At 56.7% G+C, this 15,931-nt stretch carries 13 protein-coding genes; 3 read left to right on the top strand and 10 right to left on the bottom strand.

From position 1 onward, the window contains the following. Positions 1-29: 29 nt before the first annotated feature. The 4 genes from pdxR to CLV88_RS14090 form a co-directional block, all read right to left on the bottom strand. Positions 30-1,490, bottom strand: a complete 1,461-nt coding sequence (gene pdxR, locus CLV88_RS14075; protein ID WP_106609051.1) for a MocR-like pyridoxine biosynthesis transcription factor PdxR — start codon at positions 1,488-1,490, stop codon at positions 30-32. Between the two features lie 51 nt (positions 1,491-1,541). Next, positions 1,542-2,129, bottom strand: a complete 588-nt coding sequence (locus tag CLV88_RS14080) for a GNAT family N-acetyltransferase (RefSeq protein ID WP_106609052.1) — start codon at positions 2,127-2,129, stop codon at positions 1,542-1,544. 97 nt (positions 2,130-2,226) lie between these two features. Beyond that, positions 2,227-3,627: an aminotransferase family protein gene (locus tag CLV88_RS14085; RefSeq protein ID WP_106609053.1), complete on the bottom strand. Its 1,401-nt coding sequence runs from the start codon at positions 3,625-3,627 to the stop codon at positions 2,227-2,229. 207 nt (positions 3,628-3,834) lie between these two features. Further along, a complete protein-coding gene (locus CLV88_RS14090) occupies positions 3,835-5,262 on the bottom strand; it encodes an aldehyde dehydrogenase family protein (RefSeq protein ID WP_106609054.1) in 1,428 nt (475 codons plus the stop codon). 259 nt (positions 5,263-5,521) lie between these two features. Between CLV88_RS14090 and CLV88_RS14095 the strand changes: the two genes are divergently transcribed. Beyond that, the gene (locus tag CLV88_RS14095) at positions 5,522-6,175 is read left to right on the top strand and encodes a peroxiredoxin (RefSeq protein ID WP_106609055.1); all 654 of its coding nucleotides are present in this window, start codon (positions 5,522-5,524) and stop codon (positions 6,173-6,175) included. 42 nt (positions 6,176-6,217) lie between these two features. Here the strand turns inward: CLV88_RS14095 and CLV88_RS14100 are convergent, their stop codons facing one another. The 3 genes from CLV88_RS14100 to pnp form a co-directional block, all read right to left on the bottom strand. Beyond that, positions 6,218-7,117, bottom strand: a complete 900-nt coding sequence (locus tag CLV88_RS14100; RefSeq protein WP_243403668.1) for an amidohydrolase family protein — start codon at positions 7,115-7,117, stop codon at positions 6,218-6,220. Next, the gene (gene yghX / locus CLV88_RS14105; RefSeq protein WP_207797068.1) at positions 7,114-8,001 is read right to left on the bottom strand and encodes a YghX family hydrolase; all 888 of its coding nucleotides are present in this window, start codon (positions 7,999-8,001) and stop codon (positions 7,114-7,116) included. The genes CLV88_RS14100 and yghX overlap by 4 nt, the downstream gene beginning before the upstream one ends. 224 nt (positions 8,002-8,225) lie before the next feature. After that, a complete protein-coding gene (pnp, locus tag CLV88_RS14110; protein ID WP_106609057.1) occupies positions 8,226-10,367 on the bottom strand; it encodes a polyribonucleotide nucleotidyltransferase in 2,142 nt (713 codons plus the stop codon). Positions 10,368-10,742: 375 nt separating this feature from the next. Here pnp and CLV88_RS14115 point away from each other — a divergent pair, with 375 nt between their 5' ends. Further along, on the top strand, positions 10,743-11,513 hold the full coding sequence (locus CLV88_RS14115) for an SGNH/GDSL hydrolase family protein (protein ID WP_165798900.1): 771 nt from the start codon (positions 10,743-10,745) through the stop codon (positions 11,511-11,513). A 58-nt stretch (positions 11,514-11,571) separates the two neighbouring features. Here CLV88_RS14115 and CLV88_RS14120 read toward each other — a convergent pair whose 3' ends face one another. Then, complete coding sequence (locus CLV88_RS14120) at positions 11,572-12,165, bottom strand: hypothetical protein (RefSeq protein ID WP_106609058.1); 594 nt, start codon at positions 12,163-12,165, stop codon at positions 11,572-11,574. A gap of 181 nt (positions 12,166-12,346) precedes the next feature. Beyond that, positions 12,347-12,553: a 30S ribosomal protein S21 gene (gene rpsU / locus CLV88_RS14125; RefSeq protein ID WP_008207378.1), complete on the bottom strand. Its 207-nt coding sequence runs from the start codon at positions 12,551-12,553 to the stop codon at positions 12,347-12,349. Between the two features lie 506 nt (positions 12,554-13,059). On the opposite strand from rpsU, the gene CLV88_RS14130 reads away from it, so the two are divergent. Then, the gene (locus tag CLV88_RS14130; RefSeq protein WP_106609139.1) at positions 13,060-13,749 is read left to right on the top strand and encodes a COQ9 family protein; all 690 of its coding nucleotides are present in this window, start codon (positions 13,060-13,062) and stop codon (positions 13,747-13,749) included. Between the two features lie 72 nt (positions 13,750-13,821). Here the strand turns inward: CLV88_RS14130 and CLV88_RS14135 are convergent, their stop codons facing one another. Continuing rightward, on the bottom strand, positions 13,822-15,894 hold the full coding sequence (locus CLV88_RS14135; RefSeq protein WP_106609059.1) for an FAD-dependent oxidoreductase: 2,073 nt from the start codon (positions 15,892-15,894) through the stop codon (positions 13,822-13,824). Between the last annotated feature and the right edge of the window lie 37 nt (positions 15,895-15,931).

A 15,931-nucleotide genomic window follows, 5' to 3' on the forward strand; every position in this document is an offset into this window, starting at 1 on the left:
CCAGTTATGCAAACCGGATAAGGCCAGACTCAATTACCGTCGAAAGCTTGCGCAATTTTGGCAATACCATCGCCAATTCGACTGGCGGCAATCGAAGAATAACCAAGACGATAAAAATGAGTTGGGCGGTCTGGGCCTTGAAAAAATTGGTGACCAGGTTCGATCAACACGCCCTGAGATTGGAGGTGTTTGGCGGTTTCGACGGTGTCGAATTGGTCCGGGGCCTGCATCCAGAAAGAAGAACCGCCAAAAACGCCGGTCCCCGCGACGCGTAGGCCGTTTTCATCAATCGCCGTTTGCATGACGGCGCGGCGTTCGCTGAGTGCCTTGCGAATGCGGCGGATCAGGGCGTCGTAGTGGCCGAGCGACAGGAAATAGGCTGCAGTGCGCTGGATATGACCCGGAGGGTGGCGCAGGACGCTGGCGCGCAGGGCGCGGGCTTCGCGGATAAAGCTCTCGGAACCGACGAGATAGCCAAGGCGTAAACCGGGAAAAAGCGATTTGGAAAAGCTGCCGACATATATCACACGGCCATCCGTATCCAGCGATTTGAGCGCCGGAGTGGGGGCGTCGAGGAAGGACATTTCAAACTCATAATCATCCTCGACGATCAGGGCATCAATGGCGCGCGCCCGTTTCAAGAGCGCCTTACGGCGTGCCATGGGCATGGTCGCAGTTGTCGGGCATTGATGGCTGGGCGTTGCAAAAATAACGTCGGCCTCGCCGGGGATTTGCCCTGGCCGCATTCCATTTTTGTCAACATCCACAGGGGCCACGTGGCACCGGGATTGGTTCAAAATATCACGCAAGGCGTAGTAGCAGGGGTTCTCAATGGCCGCGACGCGCCGTTGGGTCAAGAGGATCTGGGCCGCGATCCAGAGCGCGTTTTGTGCGCCCAGTGTTATCAATATTTCCTCGGGGCGGGCGATAATGCCACGCCTTGGCAGAGTGTTGCGGGCGATGAACTCGACAAGGCGAGGATCGTCCTGATCAAAGTAATCAGCGGTGAGGGCCGTGAAGTCCTTTTGCCCAAGCGCCTGAAGTGCGCAAAGGCGCCAGTTTGAATGATCAAAAAGCGCTGGGTCGGTCTGCCCATAGACAAACGGATAGCGATAGCTGGCCCAATCGTGGGGTTTTTCCAGCGTGTTGCCGCCCGTAAACCGACGCCCGATGGCGCGCGACCAGTCGACGGTTTCTTCGCCCTTTTCGGGCGGTGTGAAATCGGGTGGGACGGGGGCATTGTCGGACACGAAATATCCCGAGCGTCCGCGCGAGGTGAGGTAGTCATTCGCCAAAAGTTCGGTATAGGCCAGCGTTACAGTGATCCGGCTGACGCCGAGATGTGCGGCGAGACGTCGGCTGGAGGGGAGTTTTTCACCTTTACGAAAGCGCCCCGAGAGGATCCCTTCAGCGATCATCTGCTGGATTTGAGCCTGCAGGGTGCCTTGGGACTCGGGAGACAAAAAGAAAGTTTCGACTGAAATCGCCATAAGGGCGAGCGTATACTGGACTTAAGTAAGGTGCAATCTGGACTGTAATGTTTAGGTATAGGACTTCATTTTGAGTTCCAATCCCGCGCGTACGGCGGGCCATTCGTGCGCAAGGATCGAATAAACGGCGGTGTCGCGCAAAGAACCGTTGGGCATAATCGTATGAGACCGCAGGATGCCGTCGAGCTTGGCCCCAAGCCGTTCGATGGCGCGCCGCGACTGTTGATTCATAAAATGGGTGCGAAATTCGACTGCGATGCAGTCGAGCGACTCAAACGCGTGGCGCAGCAAAAGAAATTTGCATTCCGTATTGATTGGGCCGCGTTGAACCGATTTGCGGTGCCATGTCGAACCGATTTCCAGACGACGGTTGGCGGCATCGATGTTCATATAAGTGGTCATGCCCACGGGTCGGCGATTTGCGTCCAGAATGGCAAAAGGCAGCATGGTTTCAAGTGCCTGCAAGCCGCATCGTCGATCGATTTCGGCTGATACGTCGGCTGGGGCAGGTACGGATGTGTACCAGAGTTCGTGTAGGTTGCCGTCGGCGCTGGCCTCGGCCAGATCTGCCGCATGTGTTTGCGAAAGCGGTTCCAGGTGGACATGTGTGCCGGAGAATTCGGTGGGCGCTGGCCACATGGTGTTTTCCTTTGGAAGGACGCGCCGTCCGCCCCCGCAGAGGGGCCGGACGACGCGGGCTGGCGTGGGAACGCCAACCGGGAAAGGTGGATGGGGGTTAACCAAACACTTTGGTTAGCGCCTGATCGACAGCGTCGGTGATGGCGTCGATATCGTCAGCCGTGGCGATCAATGCGGGCGAGAAGGCCAGAACATTGTTACGACCCGGAATAGACCGGTTTGCCGCGCCGATGATAACACCCAGCGCTCCACATTCTGCGACAACGGCCATAACGTGTTTCTCGTCAACGGGTTCCTTTGTCGTGCGGTCTTTGACCAGTTCAATTCCAAGGAACAGGCCTTTTCCCCGCACATCGCCGATGATGTCATGTTTCTCCATCAACGCATTCAGGTTCCCCTTCATGCGTGCGCCCATGGCGGTGCAGTTTTCGAGCAGGCCCTCTTCTTCGATGATGGCCATGTTTTCCAGCGCGGCTGCTGGACCAGCGGTACACCCCCCAAAGGTGGAGATATCGCGGAAATGGTCGAGCTTGTCCGATGGGTTGGATTTGAACAGCTCAAACACCTCTTCGGTGGTGACCATACAGGCGATGGCGGCATACCCAGAGGCGACGCCCTTGGCCATCGTCACAAAGTCAGGCTTGATGCCATAGTGTTGATAGCCGAACCATTCCGTCCCGGTGCGCCCGACGCCACAGACCACTTCGTCGATGTGAAGCAGGATGTCGTACTGCTTGCAGATTTCCTGAACGCGGTCCCAATACCCTTCGGGGGCCTCGATTACGCCACCACCTGCGGTGACCGGTTCCAGGCATAACGCACCAACAGTTTCGGGGCCTTCGCGCAGGATGATCTCTTCAATCTGGTTGGCAGCAGCAATGCCGAATTCGCGGCCCGAGAGATGGTCGAGACCAAGCTCGTGTTTGCGGTATTCCATGCAATGAGGGACCCGCACAAAATCAGGCGCAAAGGGGCCGTATTGCATGTTGCGCTCATCCTGCCCACCGGCGGACATTGTGGCGAGTGTTGAACCGTGGTAATCACGTTCACGGTACAGGATCTTGGTCTTTTTGCCACCGTATTTCTTGTGCGCGATCTGGCGCACCATTTTGAACGCCTTCTCGTTCGCTTCGGACCCGGAATTGGTGTAGTAGACGCGGGACATGCCGGGCATTTTTTCGATCAGCTTTTCAGCAAAAAGTGCGGCAGGGATCGAGCCGGCAGCCTGCGCAAAGTAGCACATTTTCATGATCTGATCGCGCACAGCATTGGCTATACGTTCGCGGCCATAGCCGACATTGACAGTCCAGACCGCGCCGGATACGGCATCAATATATTCCTTGCCGTTCTGGTCCCAGACACGCATCCCCTTGCCTTCGATGATGATGCGTGGATCACCGGTTTCAAAGGGTTTGTGCTGGACCAGATGGTGCCAGACATGGGCTTTGTCAGCGCTGACGACGCGGCTCAGGTCGTTCTCGTTCAGGGTGCCATCCATGACGCGTAAACTCCTCGGACTGGGGGCGGTGTGGGAATAGTGGCGTGCACCCGTGAACGGGAGGTTGCCTTACGCCGTATCCTCGCTCGTTTTGTAGGTTTGGATATAGGGCCAGAAATGACACACATATATGTCCAAACAGAAGGCCGGGAAATACCGGGATTGCGACATCCCGGTATGCCTTAGCGCGTTTCTATCTAGGGGGCATCAGCCCATGGGAACGCCCGAAATCGCCTTGGTTTCGCAGAACTCTTCGAGCCCCCATTCGCCGCCTTCGCGCCCGTTGCCAGACTGTTTGTAACCGCCAAAGGGTGATCCCTGAATGCGGCCGATACCGTTGGTTTCAACCATACCTGAACGCACCTTGCGCGCCATCCGCAGGCGTTTTTCATCGTCCTGCGTCTGTACATAGTTGGTAAGGCCATAAACCGTGTCATTGGCCATTTCGACGGCTTGTTCTTCGGTGTCAAACGGGGTGATCGACAGAACCGGGCCAAAGATTTCTTCGCGATAGATCGTCATGTCGGGCGTGACGTCGGCAAAGACGGTTGGGCGCACAAAGTACCCTTTGTTCATGCCCTCGGGGCGGCCAAGGCCACCGGCCAAAACAGTTGCACCCTCTTTGATCCCTGTTTCGATCAGGCCCTGAATCTTGTTGAATTGTACCTCGGACACAACTGGGCCAATATGGCGTCCGCTTTGTGTGGTGGGGCCAACTTGGGTTGCCTCGGCGGCGGCCTTGGCGATTTCGAGTGCCTTGGGATAGGCAGAGCGCTCAACCATCATGCGGGTCGGTGCGTTACACGACTGGCCAGAATTGTTCATGCAATGGATCACACCGCGTTTCACAGCCTTTTCATCGGCGTCGGCAAAGATCACGTTGGCGCCCTTGCCCCCCAGTTCGAGGCTGACGCGTTTGAGCGTATCCGCAGCGGCTTTGGAAATCGCAATGCCCGCGCGGGTCGAACCGGTAAAGCTAACCATGTCGACATCAGGATGCGACGAAAGCTGTGAGCCGACCCCTACGCCATCGCCGTTCACAAGGTTGAACACACCCGGAGGAAAACCGGCCTCGTCAACGATTTCGGCAAAAACAATCGAAGAAAGCGGCGCGATTTCAGAAGGTTTCAGAACCATGGTGCAGCCAACCGCCATCGCGGGAATTGCTTTGAGCACCACCTGATTCATCGGCCAGTTCCATGGTGTGATTAGCGCGCAAACACCAATTGGTTCCTTGCGGATGCGATCAGCACCCATTTCGACTTCAAACTCAAAATTCTCAAGCGCCTCAAGAAAACCTGCCAGGTGCCATTCGCCGGAACCCCATTGGCCGTTGCGCGCCAGATCAATCGGCGCGCCCATTTCCATGCGGATTGCCTCGGCCATGTCGTCGCGGCGTGTGTTGTATACCTCGCCAAGTTTGCGAAGCAGCGCGACGCGCTCTGCCAGCGGGGTCTCTGCCCAGCCGTCAAATGCGGCGCGGGCGGCGGCAACAGCGGCGTCCGTGTCGGCCTGATCACCGAGCGAAATAACGGCGCAAACCTCCTCTGTTGCCGGGTCAATAACGTCTAAATCATTGGCGGCTGCGGGGTTTACCCACTGGCCGTTGATATAGAATTGGCGTTTCTCGATCATAATGTTCTCCCTACACGTTGGAATCACTCTGTCAGCGGGCTTTTGAGTCTTCAAGTGGTGCGATTGCAGGTGGGCAAAATCGCGTCATTGACGTCGCGCGATTTGGGGGTGGAAACTGTCGGTGAGAAGAGTAGTCTTGCTCCGTCGTTACTGAGACAAACCTCGTCAGCAGTTTATTTCGCAGGTGGCCTGTGCAAACACCCAATTGCGCTTATGTCATAGGCAACCTGTTTTTTGGAACCACGAAAGGGAGACACCAATGGGTCTGAGAATCAACGATACCGTCCCGAATTTCACCGCCGAAACCGATCAGGGCACAATCACATTCCACGATTGGATTGGTGACAGCTGGGCGATCTTGTTTAGCCACCCCAAGGATTTCACGCCGGTCTGTACGACCGAATTTGGCGCGGTTGCGCAGCTGGCCGACGAATGGGCCGCGCGTAACACCAAGGTCATGGGCGTTTCCGTGGATGGTGTCGAAGATCACAAGGGTTGGAAAAAAGACATCGAATCCTTTGGCGGCGCGCCTGCCGGTTTCCCGATCATTGCTGACGATGGCTTGGCCGTGTCCAAGGCGTTCGACATGTTGCCCGCCGAGGCGTATCTGCCCGACGGTCGCACACCAGCAGACAGCGCCACAGTGCGCTCGGTCTTTATCATTGGCCCGGACAAGCAGCTGAAGTTGTCGATGACCTATCCCATGACGGTCGGTCGGAACTTTGCGGAAATCCTGCGCGCGCTGGACGGATTGCAGACCACGGCCAAGGAAAACGTGGCTACACCCGCAAACTGGACACCCGGCGGTGATGTGGTCATTCCCGTTGCCGTCAGCAACGAAGACGCCACCGCGAAATACGGTGAATTCACCACGCATTTCCCCTATCTGCGCATGACCAAATTGCCGGAGTAAAACCCGGTTCGGGCGACACGTGAACTGCGTGTCGCCCGATTGCTACCTCTTACCAATCAGCTCCATTGATACATCACGGCCAAAGGCGCGTTCCGCGTTTTTGTAAGCGATTTTTTCGGCCACATCGCGCGGCAGTTTTGCGAGCCACCGCCGGTTCGACGCGATAATGTCCTGATAGCTGGCCCATTGGCTGTTCACCCATGTATCGCTGCCCACCATCAATCGATCCTGAAAATCAAAGATGATCTGTCGCCATTCCGGGTCAAGATCGTCACCGCCATCCAGAATGGCAAATTCCCGCAGGGATGTATCGGCCAAAAGGGCAGGGTAATCCGCCATCAGCGCATACACATTGCTGGCCGGTTCACCCAAACCTGCATGCGCCCAGATGATTTTCACATCCGAATCCAGCGAATAAAGCCACCGAATGGGTTCATGGCCAGAATGGACATGCAGATAGATGTCGCGCTCTTTGGCCATTGCGATGACCTTGCGAAACAGGGGGGCGTCGGATTTATCAAGGCGGTGAATGTGGAATTCACCGATTCCTTGGTGCGGATAGGCATTCAGCCGCCCTTCGAGATAATCGCTCATCCCGGCGCCTTTGGACCAGTTGCTGGAGCCAAAATCACCATGGTAGGGGCGCAGTTCGGGTACGATGCGATTGGGCGCATATTCCCAAAGCATTATTGTACCCTCATCCGGCGTGGATGAGACCAGCCCCATTGCAACACCACTCTCGTCCATCAGTTCAATGATGCTTTTGACAGGAAAGAACTCCCAAGCGGGTTCCTTGTAGTGAATATGCGCGTCAAATATGGGCACATCATCGATGCCGGACCCGATGGGCGGGTGCCCATCATCTGATTGAGCCGGTGTGCACAGGCACACGGCCGCCATGATCGCACCCGCGCGGGCCAAAGCGCTGGCAGATTGCGTCATGCCAGATGTGTCTCAAAGTGTTTCAGCGTACGGTCCCAAGCAAGCTGGGCGGCATCCTTATCGAACCGTGGCGTGGTGTCATTGTGAAACCCGTGATTTGCACCCGCGTAAATATGCGTTTCGTAAGCTTTGCCGTTGGCCTTGAGGGCCGCTTCATAGGCGGGCCAACCGCTGTTGATGCGCTCGTCAAGTTCGCCATAGTGGATCAGCAACGGTGCCTCGATGCTGGGGACATCTTCGGCAGAGGGTTGGCGCCCGTAGAACGGCACCGAAGCTCCCATGTTGGGATAGGCCACGGCCAATGCGTTGCAGACGCCCCCACCGTAGCAAAAGCCAACTGCGCCGACCTTGCCGGTCGAACCTTCGTGATCAACAAGGAATTCGAAGGCGGCAAAGAAATCGGCCATGAGTTTGGCCCGATCCATGCTGCGTTGCATGGTGCGCCCTTCGTCGTCGTTACCTGGATACCCGCCAAGTGGCGAAAGACTGTCGGGACCAAACGCCAAATAGCCAGCCTTAGCTGTGCGGCGCACAACGTCTTCGATATAGGGGTTGAGCCCGCGGTTCTCGTGGATCACCAGAACAGCCGGAAGTTTGCCTGTGGCACCGGCAGGTTTGGCCATCAAGCCGCTGATCGTGCCATGCCCCTCCGGGCTTTGGTACTCTGCGGTCATGGTTTCAATTTCCGGGTCATCGGGCGCGACCTGTTGGGCGAGGGCATAGTTTGGTTGCAGGCTTTGTAAAACGGCGGCGGCGCTGATACCGGCGGCGGTGTATTGCGCAGCGCCGGTCAAAAAGGCGCGTTTGGTCATCTTGCCATGCACGTAACCGTCATAAAGTTCGAGAATGCGTGGATCAAAATCACTGGCATTTTTGCGTTTCATCAAATGTCCTCCCAACCAAAATGATGTCTCTCAGTGTATCATACGCTGCGCGCAGTGGGTGGGATCGAAAAACACCCGGCGATGTTTCGCCGGGGCGTGTTTGTCGTGCGGTCTGGTTCGCGACGGTCAATGTATGAATAATGGGCGTTTTGCCCGACAATGACGCAAAGAAAAAGCCCCGGCCAGATGACCGGGGCTTTCTCAATTCAGACGAGAAGAGAGGATCAGTCCTCTTTCTTTTCGCGCTTTTCCTGAACAACTTCTTCGCCGGTTTCCTGATCGACAACTTTCATCGACAGGCGCACCTTGCCGCGATCGTCAAAGCCCAGCAGCTTGACTTTCACTTCCTGACCTTCCTTCAGAACATCCGAAGGGTGGTTCAGGCGGCGGTTTTCGATCTGGGAAACGTGCACCAGACCATCGCGCTTGCCAAAGAAGTTCACGAAGGCACCGAAATCGACAATCTTCACAACCTTACCGTTGTAAACTTCGCCCACTTCAGGCTCGGCTACGATCGCGTGGATCATGTCATAGGCTTTCTGGATCGAGTCACCGTTTGGCGATGCGATCTTGATGATGCCGTCGTCATTGATGTCGACCTTGGCGCCCGACACTTCAACGATCTCACGGATCACTTTACCGCCCGAACCGATCACTTCACGGATCTTGTCGGTGGGCACCTGCATGGTTTCGATGCGCGGTGCGTGGACCGAGAAGTCAGCCGCGCCGGACAGCGCTTTGTTCATCTCGCCCAGAATGTGCATACGACCGTCTTTGGCCTGAGACAGTGCTTTTTCCATGATCTCAGGTGTGATGCCTGCAACCTTGATGTCCATCTGCAGCGAGGTAATGCCGTTTTCGGTACCTGCCACTTTGAAGTCCATGTCGCCGAGGTGATCTTCGTCGCCAAGGATGTCGGTCAGGATCGCGTAATCGCCACTGTCTTCGAGGATCAGGCCCATGGCCACACCGGCAACCGCGTTTTTCAGCGGAACACCTGCGTCCATCATCGACAAAGAGCCACCGCAAACCGACGCCATCGAGGACGAGCCGTTGGATTCAGTGATCTCGGATACAACACGCACGGTATAAGGGAAGTCGGTTGCGGCGGGCAGAACGGCCTGAAGGGCGCGCCATGCCAGTTTACCGTGACCCACTTCGCGACGACCGGGAGGGCCCACGCGACCAGCTTCACCAACCGAGTAGGGAGGGAAGTTATAGTGCAACAGGAAGTTCGAGCGGAAGTTGCCGTGCAGCGCGTCGATGATCTGTTCGTCATCACCGGTACCCAGCGTCGTAACAACCAGACCCTGCGTTTCACCACGTGTGAACAGCGCAGATCCGTGTGTACGGGGCAGCAAACCGGTCTGGCTAACGATGTCGCGAACTTCGTCAGTCTTACGACCGTCGATGCGGACACCGGTTTTTACAACGTCGCCGCGCAGAATGCCGGCTTCGAGCTTTTTGAGCGCCGAGCTGAGGTTGCCGTCTTCCAGCTGTTCCTCGGTCAGAGCCGCCTTGATGGCGTCGCGAGCGGCAGATACCGCGCTGGTGCGTTCCTGCTTGTCGGTAATAGCGAATGCTGCGCGCATCTGATCTTCACCAGCGGCCTTTACGGCTTCGTACAGCTCCGAATAATCAGGTGCTTGGAAGTCAAACGGCTCTTTTGCGGCGTCTTCGGCCAGCGAAATGATCAGGTCGATGACCGGCTGGATCTGCTCATGTGCGAATTTAACTGCACCCAGCATTTCTGCTTCTGTCAGTTCATACGCTTCGGATTCCACCATCATCACGGCGTCTTTGGTACCAGCCACAACCAGATCCAGACGCTGGTCTGGGTTGTTGCGCAGGTCCTGCATGTCGTCGACGGTTGGGTTCAGAACGTATTCGCCATCTTCAAAACCAACGCGGGCACCCGCGATTGGGCCCATGAACGGTGCGCCCGAAATGGTCAGCGCAGCAGAGGCCGCGATCATCGCAACCATGTCTGGGTCGTTAACCAGATCGTGGCTTAGTACGGTGCACATCACCAGAACTTCGTTTTTGAAGCCGGGAACAAACAGCGGGCGGATCGGACGGTCGATCAGACGCGCGGTCAGGGTTTCTTTTTCAGTCGGGCGCGCTTCGCGCTTGAAAAACCCGCCGGGCACTTTGCCGGCTGCATAGTATTTCTCTTGATAGTGAACCGTCAGCGGGAAAAAGTCGAAACCGGGTTTCGGTGCTTTCGCGAACGTCACTGCGGCCATGACAGAGGTTTCGCCCAAAGTGGCGATCACACAACCGTCGGCCTGACGGGCAATCTTGCCCGTTTCCAGCGTGAGGGTCTCTTCGCCCCACTGCATAGATTTTGTCGTTACGTCAAACATGTATCGTATCCTAGCTGGAGGCACTCCCGGGCGTTCCCGGGTCCTCCGTTTCAATGGCGGCCCCATGCCGCCGATCCCTTTTCATCCTAGTTTCGGGTGCCGGGATCAGGGCACCACGTCTCAGATGGAGCGGCATATAGCAAAAAACCCTGTTTGGAAATAAGGATTTTGGGCTGTCGGGGCGGCATCGGCGGCGAACACCCACCGATGCGCGGGTGCAACACCGCTTTCGGCAACATACTGTTTACGAGGTGAAGGTGGATTTTTTGGTTAATTGGGGCAATAGTAAGGCAGAACGCCGGATCTTTGGGGGCATTGATCAGGTTAAGTAAACCGCGTCTCGCAAGACGACGCCCCCAATGTGTGAGCAGGCGAATGAAATTTCCGATGTATGTGATGGCCGTTGTGGCCTTGGTTCTGGCTGGGTGCTCTAACACCGTGTCCCGTAACGCAAATTCCGACGAAATTGCCCCAACACAGGTGGTCAGCCGCAACGCCGAACCCCGCATCCTGGCGATGGGTGACAGTGCCATGGCGTGGCACAATTTTTCCGGTAGATCCATTCCCGACACCGTGGGCCGTGAATTGGGCGAAAAAGTGTCCAACAATGCCATCGGAGGCGCGCGGATCATCTACAAACTGCCAATTTCCGGCGCAGCGGGCATGAAAATCTCGAACCAGTATCGCAAAGGTGACTGGGATTGGATCATCGTCAACGGTGGCGGCAATGATCTGTGGCTGGGCTGTGGCTGTGTGGCCTGTGACAACAAGATGAACCGGATGATTTCGTCGGATGGGCGCAAAGGCGCGATCCCGCATATGCTGGACACATTGCGCAAAACCGGCGCTAAGGTGGTCTATGTTGGATACCTGCGCAGCCCCGGTGCGTGGTCGCCAATTGAACATTGCCGTGACGAGGGTGATGAGCTGGAAGCGCGTGTTTCGCAGTTGGCCGACATCCTGCCGGACGTGCATTTTGTATCTGCCGCAGACCTCGTTCCGCATGGGGATCGGTCTTATCACGGGGTGGATATGATCCACCCATCGGTAAAAGCCAGCTATGAAATCGGTGTCCGGGTTGCAGATCTGATCCGCGCTGTCGAAAGCGAAAACCAGCTCTTGGAAACCGCTGAGGCCGCGAACTGACCCTAGTTTACTGGGTGGGGCGACATACGCCCCACCAACTTGGTCAAAAAGAGCCGTTCTAATTCACCCGCGCGATTGTCTTGCCCGACTTGCCCTTGCCCATGCGCACCTCGCCTGTACCGTGTTTGCGCAATATGCGGGCCACTTCGTCTTCGTCGGTGATCCCAACCTCATAGCCAATCCGCTCAAGGCTGCGCCACGTGTAGTTGGAGTTGCTCAACCCCCGCAAAAGCGCTGCATAAATCTCGCTCTCGTCATCTGACACCGGCACGGGTGGTTCGGCCTTGGGCACCACCAGATCAGCCGCCTTCGCGGCGGCCTCCAGCGCGTCTATCCGCGCCTGCAATTCGGCGATGTTTTCATCCACATTTGACGACACATCCGCCACTTCGCGCTCAATCTCGATCAACCCGGCGATCTTGATGTTCGCGTTGGTCAGAAACGCGACCAGCTCTCGCCCGAGAACGCAAAAGATCACCATCAGCGTGACAAAACCCAGAACCGGCCAGTCCAGCAGCTTGTCAATCAGCTTAAGTTGCGTTTCTGAGGCGGTCCCTTGCGCGATTATTGCAACTAGACCAATCACCACAGCCACCGCCGCCGCGCACATGGCCACAACAAACCACGATCTGCCTTCCGGTTCTGGCGCCATGCCTACGCCCCCTTTTGCAATTTCTGAGTGCAATCAGGCTACCGCCCCTGCCGAAAAAAACAAACCCCCGGGGCCGGGGGCCACGGGGGTTGTCAATTCTTTGGTGTCCAAAGCTGGATATAGTCAGTTTGAAGTCCGCGCGTTGAGTTCCGAAAACCGGTTCCCACTTTTTGGACTGCGCTTAGAGCATACCTTCGCGTTGTGCTTTCTTACGTGCCAGTTTACGGGCACGACGGATCGCTTCAGCTTTCTCGCGCGCTTTTTTCTCGGACGGCTTCTCGAAATGTTGCTTGAGCTTCATTTCACGGAAGACACCTTCACGCTGCAGCTTTTTCTTCAGGGCACGAAGCGCCTGATCGACGTTGTTGTCGCGAACACTAACCTGCATGTGGTTTTCACCACCTTTCTAAGTTGAGTTGCAAGGATTTGCAGGAATGCGCTCTTTAGCAAGCGTTTTGTGTTTTGTCCAGACACGTCGTGAGTGGTTTCAGAACAGGAAGTCCGCCTGAGCAAGCTCTTCCACATCGACCCCAACAAGCAACAGGCGGATGTACGATGCCTCCGCCAAGATTGCTCATTCTCCGCCATGCAAGTCATTCGCGGCGTCGCCAACGAGAGGCCAGTCATGTCCGCCGCGGCCCTTCAGTGCGACAAGGTGGCTATTACCAAGCAACCTATCATTACTGTGAAACCCTATAACTCAGCGCACATCATTAACCGTTGCTCGCGCTGCAGCGCGTTCTACACAAATCGCGCGTGTTCTGGGGTGATCAATTCCAGTATCTGTCGTTCCGCGATGCTTTCTCTGGATCTGGTTTGCGTGCTGCTCTCGCGCTGGGTGCGCGCGGTTTGGTCCTATTGCTCAAACGGATCCCAGCGCGTAAGTCTTTTGACATGACCGATATGACTTCTGACATTGCGAAACAGGTGCTGGATGCGTCGCTGATGCACGTCCCATTTGACGGCTGGTCGCAAACCGCCTTTGACGCCGCCGTGGCGGATTGCGACGTCAACCCAGTGGTTGCCCGCGCGTTGTTCCCACGTGGGGCCGTCGATTTGGCCGTGGCATTCCACAAGCGCGGCGATGCGCAGATGCAAAGCTATTTAGCGGCGGACAACCTGTCCGACATGAAAATCCGCGAAAAGATTACGCACGCCGTGCGGACCCGATTGGAAGTGTGCCCCGATCGCGAAATTATCCGCCGGGGTACCTCTCTCTTTTCCCTACCGCAACACGTACCGACCGGCGCGGAATTGATATGGGACACGTGCGATGCCATCTGGACTGCCATTGGCGATCCGTCGACTGACTTTAACTGGTACACAAAACGCGCTACGCTTTCAGCAGTCTACAGTTCCACGGTGCTATACTGGCTTGGCGATGAAAGCGTGGATAACAGCGCCACATGGGAATTCCTCGACCGGCGCATTGAAAACGTCATGCAGTTTGAAAAATTCAAGGCACAGGCCCGCTCCGGTCCGTTGGGCAAACTCATGGCGGCTCCACTTGCCGCCTTGTCCCGTGTCAAAGCCCCCGAAAAGCGCAGGGACTTCCCCGGCCAATGGCGCGGCCCCACCACCTGATCCCATATTGTCTCAATGTTGCCAAATACCCTGGGGTGAATTGGCGCCACACGCCAAGAGGGGCAACGCCCCTTACCCTTTAGTCCCTGATCCGGCATCCGCGAACGCCGTGCCATTTGCCACACATTCCCGGATCAACGCACTGGGTGTCCAAACCATCGGATCCTGCTCGGCCAGCCGCTCCAGCCCCTGCAAAACCGCATCTGGCCCCAGCATATCCGCATAACACATCAACCCGCCCCGCCACCGCGGAAAACCGTAGCCAAAGACTGTTACCAGATCGATATCGCGGGCTGATTGTGCGATGCCCTCGTGCAGAATCACTGCCGCTTCGTTGATCATGGCCAGCATGAGTGTCTGCACAATCTCATCCGCGCTGATCTCTCTACGTGCAACACCCACGGCTTCAGACTCGGCCGCAACCAATTCGGCAACCTTTGGGTCCACGGCAAGGCCATCGCTGTAGTCATACCATCCAGCGCCAGATTTTCGGCCCAACCGTCCAGCGTCTACCAACTTATCCGCGATTGCGACGTATCGCCGGTGCGGATCACGGTTTTCGTCCTGTCGCCGCCGGTTGGCATAGCCAATGTCGAGCCCCGACAGGTCATTGGTCTCATATAGTCCCATCGCATACCCAAAATCGCGCATCGCCGCATCTACTTGGTCGGGCAATGCGCCTTCCAGCAACAGCGTATCTGCGGCCTCGCGATAGCGCGCCAGAATACGGTTCCCAATGAAACCGTCGCAAACACCCGCCAACACCGGCACCTTGCGCAATCTCTTGCCAAGCGCGAATCCAAGAGCAACCGCCAACTCGGACGTCTTTTCGCCCTTTACGATTTCCAGCAGACGCATGACATGCGCCGGGGCAAAAAAGTGCAGACCCAACAGACGGGACGGATCGTCCAGCACGCCCGCAATCTCATCAACATCAAGATAAGAGGTGTTTGTCGCCAACACCGCATCGGGTCGCATAACCGCTTGCAGCTGCGTGAAAATTGCCTTTTTCACATCCATGCTTTCAAACGCGGCTTCAATAGCCAGTTGTGCCTCCGCCGCTGCGTTGTAATCCGCACTGCACGTCAATCGCGTCCGATGGTCCTTGGCGCCGGTGTCGTTTATCAGTCCGCGTTTTAGGCTTGCGGCGATAATTTTTTCCACATTGGTCTTGGCCCGCTCAACGCCCTCATCGCTGGTTTCCAGTACCGTGACCCTCAGCCCCGCGTTCAATAACGCATAAGCAATTCCGGCCCCCATTGTGCCGCCACCAACGACCGCGATATGGGTCAACTCAGGTACAGTCATGTCTTTTAACGCATCAGGCACCTTGGCCGCCCGTTCTGCGAAAAAGATATGGCGCAGGGCTTTGGACTGGTCCCCTTTTCGCAGTTCGACAAAAGTCTCTCGCTCCACCGCAATCGCCTGTTCAAACGGTTGCTCTGTACTTAGCGCCACGAGATCAATTGCCCGGTGCGGCGCAATCTGGCCCTTGGTTTTGATTGCTGCCACTGCGCGCGCCTCCGCCACAGCATCCGAATCTGCTTCTGGGCCTGGCAAATCGGCAAGCGCGGGCAACGTGCTGAGTAATTCTGCGTTCACCTCCTCGGCGGCATAGATCACATCCTTGGCCACTTCGTGGACCAACCCAATGGCCAACGCCTTGTCCGCTGCGACTGGCTTTCCACGGGCGATCATCTCCAGCGCGGTCTTTAGTCCCACTGCTCTTGGCAAGCGCTGCGTACCACCTGCACCGGGAATGACCCCAAGCGTTACCTCAGGCAGTCCGATCAGACTGGTGGGTGAGGCGATCCGGTAATGGCAGCCCAATACCAGCTCGGCCCCACCGCCCAACGCCCAACCGTCGATCGCCGCAATCCACGGGGTCTCGCAGCGTTCGATACGGGTGATGATGTCTGGCAAATGCGGCGCAATGGGTCCGGCGTCAAACTCCTTGGCGTCTGCCCCGGCGGCAAAAGCACGCCCTTTGCCGCTGAATATCACGCGATCCAGATGCATTTGGGATTCGATCCAATCCAACGCTGCCATCAGACCTTGTCGGATTTCCAGCCCAATGGCATTCACTGGGGGATTGTCCATTTCTACAAATGCAGCAGGGCCTTCACGGCGAAAGGTGACGGGCATCGGGGCTCCTTGGAAATTTATGCTTTTTAATGCACAA

The sequence above is a fragment of the Shimia abyssi genome (assembly GCF_003014475.1).
GTDB lineage: Bacteria > Pseudomonadota > Alphaproteobacteria > Rhodobacterales > Rhodobacteraceae > Shimia > Shimia abyssi.

Coding starts and splice junctions, on each gene's coding strand:
- CLV88_RS14135 (WP_106609059.1), bottom strand. CDS start 15,894: ATGCCCGTCACCTTTCGCCGTGAAGGCCCTGCTGCATTTGTAGAAATG.
- CLV88_RS14120 (WP_106609058.1), bottom strand. CDS start 12,165: ATGGCGCCAGAACCGGAAGGCAGATCGTGGTTTGTTGTGGCCATGTGC.
- CLV88_RS14080 (WP_106609052.1), bottom strand. CDS start 2,129: ATGTGGCCAGCGCCCACCGAATTCTCCGGCACACATGTCCACCTGGAA.
- pnp (WP_106609057.1), bottom strand. CDS start 10,367: ATGTTTGACGTAACGACAAAATCTATGCAGTGGGGCGAAGAGACCCTC.
- rpsU (WP_008207378.1), bottom strand. CDS start 12,553: ATGCAGGTTAGTGTTCGCGACAACAACGTCGATCAGGCGCTTCGTGCC.
- yghX (WP_207797068.1), bottom strand. CDS start 8,001: ATGAAACGCAAAAATGCCAGTGATTTTGATCCACGCATTCTCGAACTT.
- CLV88_RS14100 (WP_243403668.1), bottom strand. CDS start 7,117: ATGACGCAATCTGCCAGCGCTTTGGCCCGCGCGGGTGCGATCATGGCG.
- CLV88_RS14095 (WP_106609055.1), top strand. CDS start 5,522: ATGGGTCTGAGAATCAACGATACCGTCCCGAATTTCACCGCCGAAACC.
- CLV88_RS14090 (WP_106609054.1), bottom strand. CDS start 5,262: ATGATCGAGAAACGCCAATTCTATATCAACGGCCAGTGGGTAAACCCC.
- pdxR (WP_106609051.1), bottom strand. CDS start 1,490: ATGGCGATTTCAGTCGAAACTTTCTTTTTGTCTCCCGAGTCCCAAGGC.
- CLV88_RS14085 (WP_106609053.1), bottom strand. CDS start 3,627: ATGGATGGCACCCTGAACGAGAACGACCTGAGCCGCGTCGTCAGCGCT.
- CLV88_RS14115 (WP_165798900.1), top strand. CDS start 10,743: ATGAAATTTCCGATGTATGTGATGGCCGTTGTGGCCTTGGTTCTGGCT.
- CLV88_RS14130 (WP_106609139.1), top strand. CDS start 13,060: ATGACCGATATGACTTCTGACATTGCGAAACAGGTGCTGGATGCGTCG.